Annotated in this window: 13 protein-coding genes and 1 pseudogene; 5 read left to right on the plus strand and 9 right to left on the minus strand. The window is 75.6% G+C overall.

Going from position 1 to position 11,686, the window contains the following annotated elements; translation table 11 throughout:
• Positions 1-94 (plus strand): annotated as a pseudogene (locus ABZW03_RS27460) (segregation/condensation protein A); the annotation flags it as partial.
• Between the two features lie 21 nt (positions 95-115).
• On the opposite strand, the gene ABZW03_RS27465 reads toward ABZW03_RS27460, so the two are convergent.
• The 4 genes from ABZW03_RS27465 to ABZW03_RS27480 form a co-directional block, all read right to left on the minus strand.
• Positions 116-931 (minus strand): SDR family NAD(P)-dependent oxidoreductase, encoded by an 816-nt coding sequence (locus tag ABZW03_RS27465; RefSeq protein ID WP_355263651.1) that lies wholly within the window; start codon positions 929-931, stop codon positions 116-118.
• 137 nt (positions 932-1,068) lie between these two features.
• Entirely contained in the window at positions 1,069-1,956 is an 888-nt protein-coding gene (locus ABZW03_RS27470; RefSeq protein ID WP_355263653.1) for a hypothetical protein, read from the minus strand.
• A 183-nt stretch (positions 1,957-2,139) separates the two neighbouring features.
• Entirely contained in the window at positions 2,140-3,108 is a 969-nt protein-coding gene (gene bla, locus ABZW03_RS27475; protein WP_355263656.1) for a class A beta-lactamase, read from the minus strand.
• A 134-nt stretch (positions 3,109-3,242) separates the two neighbouring features.
• Positions 3,243-4,046, minus strand: a complete 804-nt coding sequence (locus tag ABZW03_RS27480) for an SAM-dependent methyltransferase (RefSeq protein ID WP_355263659.1) — start codon at positions 4,044-4,046, stop codon at positions 3,243-3,245.
• Between the two features lie 283 nt (positions 4,047-4,329).
• On the opposite strand from ABZW03_RS27480, the gene ABZW03_RS27485 reads away from it, so the two are divergent.
• Together ABZW03_RS27485 and ABZW03_RS27490 are read left to right on the plus strand one after the other, a co-directional pair.
• Positions 4,330-4,932 (plus strand): sigma-70 family RNA polymerase sigma factor, encoded by a 603-nt coding sequence (locus ABZW03_RS27485; RefSeq protein WP_355263662.1) that lies wholly within the window; start codon positions 4,330-4,332, stop codon positions 4,930-4,932.
• On the plus strand, positions 4,929-5,690 hold the full coding sequence (locus ABZW03_RS27490; protein ID WP_355263665.1) for a hypothetical protein: 762 nt from the start codon (positions 4,929-4,931) through the stop codon (positions 5,688-5,690). Before ABZW03_RS27485 ends, ABZW03_RS27490 begins: the two co-directional genes overlap by 4 nt.
• Before the next feature lie 29 nt (positions 5,691-5,719).
• On the opposite strand, the gene ABZW03_RS27495 is transcribed toward ABZW03_RS27490, so the two are convergent.
• From ABZW03_RS27495 to ABZW03_RS27515, 5 genes are all read right to left on the minus strand, one after another.
• Complete coding sequence (locus tag ABZW03_RS27495; RefSeq protein ID WP_355263667.1) at positions 5,720-7,474, minus strand: condensation domain-containing protein; 1,755 nt, start codon at positions 7,472-7,474, stop codon at positions 5,720-5,722.
• A 114-nt stretch (positions 7,475-7,588) separates the two neighbouring features.
• Entirely contained in the window at positions 7,589-8,266 is a 678-nt protein-coding gene (locus tag ABZW03_RS27500; protein ID WP_355263670.1) for a 4'-phosphopantetheinyl transferase superfamily protein, read from the minus strand.
• Positions 8,263-9,042 carry a hypothetical protein gene (locus ABZW03_RS27505; RefSeq protein WP_355263673.1) on the minus strand — a complete coding sequence of 260 codons (780 nt, stop codon included), beginning with the start codon at positions 9,040-9,042 and terminating at the stop codon, positions 8,263-8,265. Before ABZW03_RS27505 ends, ABZW03_RS27500 begins: the two co-directional genes overlap by 4 nt.
• Before the next feature lie 4 nt (positions 9,043-9,046).
• On the minus strand, positions 9,047-9,337 hold the full coding sequence (locus tag ABZW03_RS27510; RefSeq protein WP_355263676.1) for a phosphopantetheine-binding protein: 291 nt from the start codon (positions 9,335-9,337) through the stop codon (positions 9,047-9,049).
• A 127-nt stretch (positions 9,338-9,464) separates the two neighbouring features.
• The gene (locus ABZW03_RS27515) at positions 9,465-10,397 is read right to left on the minus strand and encodes a 3-oxoacyl-[acyl-carrier-protein] synthase III C-terminal domain-containing protein (protein ID WP_355263679.1); all 933 of its coding nucleotides are present in this window, start codon (positions 10,395-10,397) and stop codon (positions 9,465-9,467) included.
• A 142-nt stretch (positions 10,398-10,539) separates the two neighbouring features.
• Here ABZW03_RS27515 and ABZW03_RS27520 point away from each other — a divergent pair, with 142 nt between their 5' ends.
• Together ABZW03_RS27520 and ABZW03_RS27525 are read left to right on the plus strand one after the other, a co-directional pair.
• On the plus strand, positions 10,540-10,839 hold the full coding sequence (locus ABZW03_RS27520) for a hypothetical protein (protein ID WP_355263682.1): 300 nt from the start codon (positions 10,540-10,542) through the stop codon (positions 10,837-10,839).
• Positions 10,836-11,648 (plus strand): hypothetical protein, encoded by an 813-nt coding sequence (locus tag ABZW03_RS27525; RefSeq protein WP_355263685.1) that lies wholly within the window; start codon positions 10,836-10,838, stop codon positions 11,646-11,648. Before ABZW03_RS27520 ends, ABZW03_RS27525 begins: the two co-directional genes overlap by 4 nt.
• The last annotated feature ends 38 nt before the right edge of the window (positions 11,649-11,686 follow it).

Below are 11,686 nucleotides of genomic sequence, written 5' to 3' on the forward strand. Positions count from 1 at the left end.
GTTCCTGGCGTACATCCGGGCGATGGGCCCGGACTGGGACCTGGACGCGACGACCGAGTTCCTGGTGGTGGCCGCCACCCTGCTCGACCTCAAGGGGCACCCAAGACGGCGGCGCTCACCCGAAGCGCGCGGCCATCCGCCGGAACACGCCCGGGGCCGCGCCGTGGATCCGGGCCGGGAAGCCGAGCCAGTGCGGGACGTAGAGCCGGTCGCGCTCGGTGCTGATGGCCGCGACCACGACGTCCGCGACCCGCTCCGCCGGGACCGGGCGCGGCCGCTCGCGCTGGTACGGCGTGCCGCGCCGGTCGAAGAAGGGGGTGTCCACCGCCCCCGGGAGGACCAGGCGCACGCCGACCCCCGTGCCGCGCAGCTCGTACCAGAGGCTCTCGGCGAACATGGCCAGCCCGCCCTTGGTGGCGGAGTACCCCGACTCGTCGCGCACGCCGACCTGCCCGGCTATCGAGCCGAGCAGCACGATCCGGCCGTGCCGGCGCTCCAGCATGCCGGGCAGCAGCAGGCGCACCAGGCGCAGCGGGGCGGCGAGGTTGACCTCGATCATCCGGTCCAGGGTGTCGGAGGGCGTCCGCGCGTACGGGCCCCGCCAGCCGAGGCCGGCGCTCGCGATCAGGGCGTCCACCCGGCCGGTCACGGCCAGGGCGGCCTCGGCGAGGCGGGCCGGGCCGTCCGGCTTGCTCAGGTCCTGGGGCAGGGCGCGGCCGCCGGTGCGCTCGGCGAGGTCGTCGAGGCGGGCCCGGTCGGTGCCGGAGAGCAGGGTGTGCCAGCCGGCGCCGGCCAGGCGGGCGGCGGTGGCGCGGCCGATCCCGGAGGAGGCGCCGGTGATCAGCGCGACCGGGCGGACGGTCGGGTCGGCCGGGCTCGACGGGTCGGTCGGGTCCGACCGCCGGGATCGGGCGTGGGGATCCTCCGCCATCGGGCACCTGCCGCTCTGTGTCCGTGTCGCCGTCCGTTTTGTCCGGCAAGTCACCTTCGCACGGCGGAGCCGTCCGGGCTACCGGGGCGGGCACGGCGCTGCCGGGGCGGCACGGCGCCACCGAGGCGGGCACGGCGCTACCGGGGCGGCACGGCGGGCTCCGCCTCGGCCTCCCGGCGCGGGGCGGACAGCTCGGCGGACTCGCCCTCCAGCTCGCCGAAGCGGGAGAGCACGAAGGTGCCGCCCACCGCCACCGCGAAACCGGTCAGCGCGCACCACTCGAACCCGGGGCGCGCGGCGTCCCCGAGCGCCGCCACACCGACCAGCGCCGGGCCGAAGGTCTCGGTCACCGTCCCGGCGGCGGTCGCGGCCGTCACCGTGCCGCGCTGCAGGGCCAGGGCGTAGGCGAGGTAGCCGCCGAGGCCGCCGACGGCGAGGGCGTAGGCGGCCGGGTCGGCGAGGACGGCGACCGGGCCGGAGGCGTCCAGGACGCGTACGGCCAGGCTGGTCACGCCGAAGCCGATCCCGGCCAGCAGAGCCAGGCCGGCCGCGGCCGCGTCGCCCTCGCGGCGCACCAGGACCACGGTGGCGAGCAGCATGACGGCGGTGGTGGCGAGCAGCGCCCAGTGGAACGCGGGCGCGGCGTGGTTGCGGCCGTCCTGGCCGGAGCCGAGCGCCAGCAGGGTCAGACCGGCGATCACGGCGAGGATGCCCGCGACGTCGCCCCGGCGCAGCCGCGCGCCCAGCAGCCAGACGGCGGCCAACGCGGTGACGGCCAGGCTGGCGTTGGTGACGGCCTGCGCGAGGAAGAGCGGGAGGGTGCGCAGGGCGACGATGCTCAGTACGAAGCCGACGATGTCCAGCAGCGTGCCGAGGACGAACTGCCAGGACCGCACCAGCGCGGCCAGCAGGCCCGCCCGCACCCGGTCGGCACGCGGCGCCGCCCGCGCCCCGCGCGCCTGGAAGACCGCCCCGAAGCCGAAGCAGACGGTCGCGGCCGACGCGGTGGTGAGTCCCAGCAGCATGCCTCTCCCAGCCTCGCGGGGCAGCTTCGATCCACCACCAGTCTGGGCCCGGCGGGACGCGGGCGCACGGGTGGGACGAGTGGGATGAGGAGTACCAGCGGGACGAACGCCCGGCCCGCAGCGCGCGCTGCGGGCCGGGCTTCCGGGTCGGTCTCCGGATCGGCCTCCGGATCGACCTCCGGGTCAGCCGAGCGCGCCCGCGAGCAGCGTGGCCGTCCGGGCGACCAGGGGCTCGTCCTTCGGGGCCGCCTCGTCCGCCGGCTTGGTGACCAGGACGGCGAGCAGGACCGGGTCGCCCGCCGGCGTCCAGGCGATGCCGACGTCGTTCGTCGTGCCGTGCCGGCCGGTGCCGGTCTTGTCGGCGAGGGCCCAGTCGGCCGGGAGGCCCTCGCGGAAGCGGTGGGTACTGGTGGTGTTGGCCAGCAGCCAGGCGGTGAGCTGGTCCCGCTTGGCCGGCGGCAGGGCGTTGCCGAGCGCCAGCCGGCCGTAGGTGCAGGCGATAGCGCGCGGGGTGGTGACGTCGGTGCGGCGGTCGGGCTCGGCGCTGTTGAGCTCGGGCTCCCAGCGGTCCAGGCGGGTGACCCGGTCGCCGATCGAGCGGGCGAAGCGGGTGACGGCGGTCGGTCCGCCGAGTTCGCGCAGCAGCAGGTTGCCCGCGGCGTTGTCGCTGTAGTCGATGGTCGCGGCGCACAGCTCGGCGACGGTCAGGCCGTTCGCCACGTTCTCCGCCTTGCCCGTGATCACCGTGCTCCCGCCGCCGGTCTCGGTGCCGACGGAGCCACCGGCCCGGGTGACGTCCTCGGCGGTGTACCGGATCCGCTTCGCCAGGAACTCGCCGTCGCGGTCGAGGTCCCGCAGGACGGCGGCGACGGCGACGGTCTTGAAGACCGAGCAGATCGGGAACAGTTCGTCCGCGCGGTAGCCGACGGTCCGGCCGGTGGTCAGGTTGCGGCCGTAGACGCCGAGGCGGGCGGAGTGCTCCTGTTCGAGTGCGGCGAGCGCCGGGTGGAGGCCGGCCCCGGCGGCCGGGGCGCTCGGTGTCGCCGCGAACGCGGGGACGGCGGTCGCGGCGGTGACGGCGACGGCCGCTCCGAGACCGAGGCCGAGGACGGCGCGGCGGCTGTGACGGTCCCCCGTGGACTGCTGGTACATGCTCCCCCTCTGAGCGGAAGCCGTCCGACGGCATCGGACGGCATCGTTGGTCGCGGCGCGGGGCCGCGTTCTTGATCAGCAGGACGCCGTACGTGCGCCGATGGTTCGTCAGCCGGGCGAATCGGTCCGGAGGTTCACGGCCGGACGGCCACCCCCGCGTACGCCGAGGCCTCGGCGAGGGTGACGGGGGCTTCGCCGGGCACGGGCCGCCACCGCGGGGTGGGGACGACGCCCGGGTCGAGCAGGGTCCAGCCGTCGAAGAAGCGGGTGATCTCCGACCGGCTGCGGGACTGGGTGGCCGTGCCGGCCGAGGAGTATATGCGGACCAGGTTCGCGACGTCCTCGGGTGCGAACTCGGGGGTGGCGTGGGTCATCACCAGGGCGCTGCCCGGCGCGAGGGCGGACTTGAGGTGTTCGACCAGCTCGTACGCGCCGCGGGCGTCGGGCACGAAGTGCAGCAGGGCGTTGAGCGAGAGCGCGACGGGCCGGGTGAGGTCGATGGTCTCGCGCAGACCGGGGGCGGCGAGCAGCCGGGCCGGGTCGGTGGCGTCGGCCTCGACGTAGGCGGTGCGGCCCTCGGGGGTGCCGGTGAGCAGGGCCTGGGCGTGCGAGAGCACGATCGGGTCGTTGTCGGCGTAGACCACCCGGGCGCCGGGCCGGACGCTCTGGGCGATCTCGTGCAGGTTGGGCGAGGTGGGGATGCCGGTGCCGATGTCGAGGAACTGGTCGAAGCCGGCCTCGGCGAGCACCCGGGTCGAGCGGTGCATGAAGGAGCGGTTGATCCGGGCGCCGGTGCGCAGCCAGGGCGCGACGGCGAGGGCGTGCCCGGCGGCCTCGCGGTCGGCGGCGAAGTTGGTGAAGCCGCCGAGGAAGTAGTCGTACATCCGGGCCGAGTGCGGCACGTTCAGCCGCAGGTCCACTCCGTCGTAGAGGCCCATCGCGCCCTCCATCCGTTGCGCTGCCGGTCGATCGCTTGCTGCCCAGGACGGGCGGGGGCCAACCGCGAACGGGGACCCCGGGGGCTCCAAGGAACCATCGGGACCCATGAGATGACAATCTGTATTCGCATTGCAGCCTGGAGTGACTGGCCTGATGGAATGAGGATGAGCGCAGACAGCCCGACCCTCGGGTGGCCCGGCGAGCAGCCGACGGCCACGGAAAGCAGGATCGATGACGATCGACAGGTGTGCCCCCGCGCGCGGGCACCGGGGTGGGACGGCCGTGGCGTGCACCGGTGGGGGGACGGGGCCGGAGCGGTCGGCCGGCCCGGAGTCCGGCCTCCGTTCCACGGTCGGCCTCCGCCTGGACCTCACCTATTCCGCCTTCTGCGAGACGCACGAACCCGCCTGGCACGCCCTCGCGTTGACCCGGATAGGCAATCGGTCGGACGCGGCGCTGGTGGTCGGAGCGGTGAAGTCCGACCTGGCCCGCTGCTGGCCGCAGGTGCTGCGGTTCGAGGAACCGGCCGCGTACGCCTGGCGGTTGGCCAACCGGCACGTCTCGGACTGGCTGGCCGGCGAGGAGCCGGTGGAGGTGGAGGCGGTCACCTTCGCGGCGGTGATCGGCGCCTTCAAGCAGGTGGCGAAGGGGCTGCTGCACAGCGAGGCGGACGAGGTTCGGCTGTACGCGGCGATCCTCGAACTCCCGGACCGGCAGCGGGACGTGGTGATCCTGCGGTACCTGCTCGGCCTGCACATCAAGGTGATCGCGGCATATTTGGGGCGGCCGGTGGCGACGGTGCACTCCAACCTCCGGCACGCCCGGGAACGGCTGGCCCGTCGGCTCGGGGTGGGCGAACTCCCGGACGGCGGTGGCGATCTGTGACGGCGAGACCGGAGGAGGGCGCCCCGGCCGCAGCCGCTCCGGCGGGCGGGGGCCGCACGGTGTTCCGCGTCCCGCGGCCCGAACGCGCCCACGCGGAGCGGATGGCCGCGGTGCGCCAGGCCCGGCTCACCGCCGCGCCCGCCCAGCTGCCGTCGGAGCACCAGCAGGCGGCCTTCGAACTCGGCCTGGTGGTGGCCCTGGTGCTGGGCGCGCCGGACGCCTCGCGCGGGCTCGACCTGCTGGTGAACGCCCGCCGGATCCAACCGGAGGGGGCCGAGGTGTTCGGCGCGCTGCTGTACGCCACCGGCCGGGAGGAGGGCGCCGAGTTCTGGTGGCGCTTCGCGGCCGGCTCGGGCAGCGGGACGGCCGCGTACTGCCTGCACCTGCACCACCTGATGCTCGGCGAGACCGACGACGCCGACTACTGGCGGGCCTGGTCGGACCAGCTGGCGACGGCCGAACGGCCGCCCCAGCCACGGGTGTTGCGGCTGGACCGGCCGCTGCTGCCGGACGACGTGCGGCGGGACGTCATGTCCCGGGTGCACCGGGGGCTGGCCCCGCGGCTGCCGCCGGCGCTGGTCGCGGTGGTCGACCGGCTGCCGGTGCAGGACGGCGACGAGGAGGAGGTGCCGAGCCCGTGGGGGCTCACCTCGGGGGCGACCTCCACCTGTTCCTGGGAGGCGCTTCCGTGGGGAGCGGCGGACGGCCACGGCGACCCGTGGGGAGCGGCGGACGATCACCACGACCCGTGGGGGTGAGCGCCCGGAAGGCTGCCGTGATCATCCCTTCAGGTGAGCGCGGACAGCCCGGCCACGACGGCCGGGTCGCGTCCGCTCCCGGTCTCGGTCCGCTCCCCCGCCGGGGTGCTGTGCCGGACGACGTACCGGTGCGGTGCCATCGCGGTGTCGCGGCCGGGCAGGGCGGCGACCACCGCCCGGTGGGCCTCGGCCGGACCGAAACCGGGGTCCGGAGAGGACAGTTCGACCACCAGCCGCCCTTCCACCACGGACAGCCGGTGGTCCCCGAGGGCGGTGCGCAGGAGGTCCCGGACGGCCGCGAGATCGATCCAGCAGCCGTCGACCAGCAACCACTCGCCGTCCCGGCGGCTCCCCGGCGGGCCCAGCACGGCGGCCAGGTCGGCGAGCAGCACCGGGCCGTCGGCGGCGGCCGCGAGCAGGGCCGGCAGCGCCCGGGCGAAGCTCTCGGTCTCCTCGGGGTCGAGCACCTGGGGGCAGGCGATCAGGACGAAGTCCAGGCTGCCGGTGATCCGCAGGACGGTGAACATCAGCCGCACCGGCAGCGGCGGGGCGGGCAGCACGGTGAGTTCGGGGTCGGCCGCCGGGAGCGGCCGGGTGTCGGCGACGGCGGCCGGGACGGTCAGACTCAGGTCGTTGACGACCACCTGGCGGCCGAACCGGGCGCCGCGCAGGTGGGCCGCGTCCTCCACCAGTCGCCAGACCTGCTCGGCGTCCAGGGTGCTGTGCCAGTAGGCGTTCAGCGAGGCGGACTTGGCCCGGCCGATCAGCTGGTCGAAGTCGGCCGCGCCGGTGTCGAGCAGGATCAGCGCGTCCTGCGCGAGGGTCCCGACGTGGTCGACCAGCACGGCGCGCTGGCGGTTGGCGGAGAGCGCCGAGAGCACCAGCTCGGGCCGGCCGGCCCGGTGGGCGACCAGCGCGGCGAAGGCGGCGAGCAGGACGACCGAGGGGCTGGCGCCGGTGCGCCGGCAGACCGCGGCGAGGTGGTCGGCGGCGCTCCGCGAGCGGACCAGCAGGGCTCCGTGGTCGCGGGGCGGTCCGCTGATCCGCGCGTCGGCGAAGACGGTCTGGGGGCCGGTGGTCAGGATGCGGGCCCAGTGCCGCAGCGCGGCGGCGGCCCGGCGGCGGCCCTGCGGGCTCTGCTCCGCGACGGCGATCCCCAGCGGGGTCGGGGCGGTGACCGGCGGCAGCTCCTTTCCGGCGGCGAGGGCGTACCAGTCCTCGATCAGCACCGCGGTCGCGGCGCCGTCGGCACCCGCGTGGCAGACCACGGCGACCAGCCGCAGCAGCAACTCGCCGGCGGCGACCAGGGTGAACCGGACCCGGGGCGGCACGTCGAGGTCCACCGGAACGGCGACATCTGTCCGCCCCAACTCCTCGGCCAGTGCGTCGAGTTCGGCATCCGTTCGGCCGCCGGCCTCGACCACGGAGACGGTGAAGCGGCCCTCCCGGTGCACCACCTGGCGGTCCGGGAAGCCGTCCGACCCGGGGCCCGCGGGGAAGGACGTGCGCAGCGACTCGTGCCGCTCGACCAGCAGGCGCAGGGCGACCAGGGCGGAGCGGACCGAGGTGCCGTCGGGCACCGGCCAGACGGACTCCCGGTTGATCTGTTCGGGGGCACTCGTCCGGATGCAGCGGACCATGTTGTCCTGGCCGCGGGTGAGCGGGCCGGAACCGCCGCCCTCGGCGGCGAACCGGACGGTGACCCGCCCGGCGGCCCGCTGCGCGCCGCGCGGTGGCGCGCCGAGTGACGTCGGATCGTGCGGTGTGGCGTCGTGCGGGGTCACGTCGTACGCGCCTTTCGGCTCGCCCGGGAGGGCTCGGCGGGGGGGGTGTGGCGAGGACGCTACCAGCGCCCTCACGGACTGGTCCAGACCAATCTCGGTGAATCCCCGATGGATTCAACTCGGCTCCCACAAACGCGAGTTGACATGTATAGGCGAATCCCCGAGGGTCGCGACGGCAGCCCGGAACGGCCCCGCGACGGGGACGTCGCAGAGCCGGGACGGGCCGGCGCCGAGCCCGCCCGGATCGGCCACCAGGACCGGCGACGGGCCGCCCACGGGCACGCCGAAGGACTGCGCGAGCCGCCCGCCGTACGCCTTGACGCAGGCCTCGCGGCGGCACCACAGCACGGTGAACCGCGCCGCCCGCTCGGCCGGGTCGACGGGCTCGGCGACGAACCGGGCCTCCTCGAACGGGAACCAGCGGGCGGCCATCCGTTCCGCCGTCCGCGGGTCGTGGAGCCGCTCGACGTCGACGCCGACCGCCCGCCCCTCGGCGAGGGCCAGCACCGCGCACGCGTCCGAGGCCGACCAGCTGACCCGCAGCCCACCGGCGTCCGCCGGTTCGGGCTTGCCGTGCGGCCCGAACCGCCATACCGGCTCGGCCGGGCGCACGCCGAGCCGGGCGGCGACCAGCTGCCGGACGGCGCCGCGCGCCACGGTGAAGCGCTCCCGCGCACCGGGGGGCATCCGCGCCGCCCGGGCGCGTTCCTCCGGGTCGAGCAGCCGCCACAACTCGGCGGCCAGAGCCGGTGGTTGACGCGTATCGATCAGCCAGAGGTCGACCGCCGTCACGGCAGGGCCAGCGTGCTGAGCACGCCGAGCCGCCGGTCGTACCCGGCCACCAGCGCGGGCCGGCCGTCCGCCCGCCACCGCGGCAGCTCCTCGGCCAGCTCCGCCCAGAGACCGGTGAACGGCTGGGCCGGTGCGGGCTCCTGCGCGTCGAAGCCCGGGCCGAGCAGCAGCGCCGCCCCGGAAGCGAGCGCCTCGGCCCGGACCGTCTGCGCCGGGGAGCCCGCGCCCCTGGTCTGCCGGACGGCCAGACCCTCGCCGGGCGCCTCCTCGCAGACCAGCACCACCACCGCGTGCCGGTCCGGCAGCGGCACCGGCCCGGGCGGGTCGTAGTGCAGCGCGGTCTGCTCGGCGAGCACCACCACGGCCCGACGGCAGCCGCCGGTGCGCTGGTGGCAGGCCGCCAGCCGCAGGGCGGTGAAGGCCGCCGCGCCGCCCTGGTCGCAGACGGCGAAGGCCAGCGGGCTGCCCGGGACGGACCGGCTGAGCGCCAGCGAGGACGGCGCGCCGGGCCGCACGTCCGGCGTGTCGAAGGCCAGGACCAGCAGGTCCGCCGGCTCGTCCTCGGCGAGCACCTCGCGCAGCGGTCCGGCGGCCAGCTCCTCGTAGGAGTGGCCGGCGCCCTCGCCCAGCAGGTCCTCGCGCAGCGGCAGGCCGTACGGGCGGGCGAGGTCGGAGACGAAGACCCGCAGGTCCGGGTCGAGCGAGGTCTCCGAGCGGCCGTCGAACCGCCGGGCGAGCGCCCGGGTGATCCGCAGGCCGGTGGGGCCGGGGGCCACCCGGTCAGTCCTCGGGGATGACGTGCCCGGCGACGTAGTCGGCCAGCCTGGTGACCGACCGCAGGTCGTCCTCGGTGATCTGCTCGACGTCGACCTGGATGTCGAGCGTCTCCTCCAGCTCCAGGATCAGTTCGATGGTGCCGGCCGAGGTGAGGCCGAGGTCGTCGAAGAGGCAGGCGTCCTGCGGGATCTCGGGCAGCTCCCGCTTGAGGACGCGCGGCAGGAGCTCGCCGATGCCGTGCAGGACGCGCTCGCGCAGTTCGGGGTCAGTGGTCTGGACCACGGATTCTGACATGGGTGTCCCGTCCCGTCGTACGTGGGATGTGTGCTCCGGGGCCTGCGGGGGCGCCCGGGGCTCTGGGGTGGTGCGGGGATCCGGCGTCGCGCCGCGGACGGCGGCGGCCGGTGCGATCGGCGGACCGTCAGTACCGCATCGCCATCGCGGAGAAGGTGGCTCCGACGCCGGCGGCGGCGATCAGGTAGTGGTCGCCGCGGCGGAGCAGCCCCCGCGTGGTGGCGGTGTGGAGATTGATGAGGCCGTCCGAGGCGAAACTGTGCCCGACCGACCGCACGTTGTCCAGCACGACTTTCTCGACCGGGTAGCCGATCCGGCGCGCGATCATGCGCCAGGACGCCTGGTTGACGTTGTGCGGCAGGATCGCGGCCAGGTCGGAGAGGTCCAGACCGGCCTGGTCCAGGGCGGCCTCGATCGCCTCCACCATCACGTTCGGGTACTCGCGCTGGTAGCGGGCGAGCAGGTCCGGGTCCCCGGCCAGCCGGCCGTCGAACTCCGGGCGCTGGCGCACCGCGAAGGAGAGCATCCGGTGGCGCTCGCCGCCGGCGCTGACCAGGCAGGCGGCCGCGCCCTCGGCGAAGATGCCGGTCTCGGGCACCACCTGGGCGTCCCTGGTGAAGGTCTTCTCCCCGGTCAGCACCAGCGCGAGCGCCGCCGGGTCGGGTTCGGCCGCGAGCAGCCGGCCGGCCAGGTCGATGGCCAGCAGGCCCACCGCGCAGGCGTGGTGGGTCACCGTGAAGGCGCAGGCGTGCGCCAGTCCACGGGCGTCGAGCAGGTCGTGCAGCGGGTTGAGCGGGTGGGGCACCGCCACCGGCATGCTGCGGGCGTGGATCACGAAGCGGACGTCGCGTTCGCGTCCGCGCAGCTCCGACAGGCTGTCCAGGGCGGCTTCGAGCAGGTCGGGCAGCGTCCCGGCCGGGTCCAGACGGAGCTGGTCCAGGCCGTGGAAGCGGCGGAAGAGACGGAGTTGACGTGGGGTCAGGCCGATGCGCTCGCCCGCCGCCTCGATGGGAACGGCATGCGGGGGGAGGTGGACGGCCACTGCCTCCAGTGCGGTCACGCGGGCTAGTATTCCGACGCCCGCCGGGTCGCACAAGTGATCTCGGGCCCTCCTCCGTCGCCGCCGCTGCCCGGAAGCCGTCAACGGCTCCCCGGCGCGGCCGCGTTCACCCCCGTGCCGTCGAGCAGGTGGGAGATCTCTCATGCCGAATCCTGAACCCCCCTCCCCCGGGAGCCCGTTGAACCGGGAGCTGGTGGCCTTGGTGGTCGAGGTGGCCGGCGCGCCGCCCGGCTGGGCGCGCCACGTCACCCCGGACGCCCGGCTGGACGGCGACCTGCTGCTGGACGAGGACGAACTCGCCGAGCTGGCCGAGCGGCTGCGCGAGCGCTTCGGGCCGCGGGCCGACCTGGCCGCCCTGCGCGCCGGGCTGGACCTGGCCGCCCTGGAGGCCCTGACCGTCGCCGACCTCCAGCGACTGCTCCCCGAGGAGGACACCCGATGACCAGGTACCTGCTGGTGATGCCACCCCTGACCGGCCACGTCAACCCGGCCGCCGGGATCGCCGCCGAACTGACCGCCCGCGGCCACCAGGTCGCCTGGACCGGCACCGAGTCGGTGCTGCGCCCGCTGCTCGGCCCGCGGGCGCGGGTGCTGGGCACCGGCACCCGGGCGTTCCGGGCGCAGGGCGGCCACGGGCTGGCCGCGCTGCGTTCGCTCTGGGAGGGGTTCATCGTCCCGTACGCGCGCTTCACCCTGAAGCCGCTGGACGCGATCGTGCGGGAGTGGCGGCCGGACGTGCTGCTGGTCGACCAGCACACCCCGGCGGGCGCGCTGGTCGCGCACCGGCACGGCCTGCCGTGGGCGTCCTTCGCGCCGGGGGCGATGGAACTGGGGCGCCCGTACCGGGCGTTGCCGCAGGTCGAGGCGTGGATGACCGGGCTGCTGCGCGGGCTGTGGGAGCGCGCCGGGCTGCCCGCGGCGGAGTACCTGGACCCGCGCTTCTCCCCCGCCCTGGTGGTGGCGACCACCGGACGGGCGCTGACCGGCTCGGCCCCGCCGCCGGAGCAGGCGCTGGTCGGGCCGGTGCTCTCCGCGCGGCCGCACGACCCGGACTTCCCGTGGCAGCGGCTGCTGCCCGGCCGCCGGCGGGTGCTGGTCACCATGGGCACGCTGGCCGGCGAACTGGGCGCGGACTTCCTGGCCCGGTCCGTCCGGGCGCTGGAGCTGTGCGGCGGGGACGTGCAGCCGGTGTTCGCCGCTACCCGGTGCGGATCACCAGCCTGCCCGCCGCCCACACGGGCGGGGACCTGATGGTCCACCTCCCGCACCAGCGCACGGTGTTCACCGGC

Source organism: Kitasatospora sp. NPDC004799, from assembly GCF_040609095.1.
Lineage (GTDB): Bacteria > Actinomycetota > Actinomycetes > Streptomycetales > Streptomycetaceae > Kitasatospora.

Bases quoted from the DNA above. Each gene is read 5' to 3' on its own strand.
- ABZW03_RS27465 (WP_355263651.1), bottom strand. From the start codon at position 931: ATGGCGGAGGATCCCCACGCCCGATCCCGGCGGTCGGACCCGACCGAC.
- ABZW03_RS27470 (WP_355263653.1), bottom strand. From the start codon at position 1,956: ATGCTGCTGGGACTCACCACCGCGTCGGCCGCGACCGTCTGCTTCGGC.
- bla (WP_355263656.1), bottom strand. From the start codon at position 3,108: ATGTACCAGCAGTCCACGGGGGACCGTCACAGCCGCCGCGCCGTCCTC.
- ABZW03_RS27480 (WP_355263659.1), bottom strand. From the start codon at position 4,046: ATGGGCCTCTACGACGGAGTGGACCTGCGGCTGAACGTGCCGCACTCG.
- ABZW03_RS27510 (WP_355263676.1), bottom strand. From the start codon at position 9,337: ATGTCAGAATCCGTGGTCCAGACCACTGACCCCGAACTGCGCGAGCGC.
- ABZW03_RS27520 (WP_355263682.1), top strand. From the start codon at position 10,540: ATGCCGAATCCTGAACCCCCCTCCCCCGGGAGCCCGTTGAACCGGGAG.
- ABZW03_RS27525 (WP_355263685.1), top strand. From the start codon at position 10,836: ATGACCAGGTACCTGCTGGTGATGCCACCCCTGACCGGCCACGTCAAC.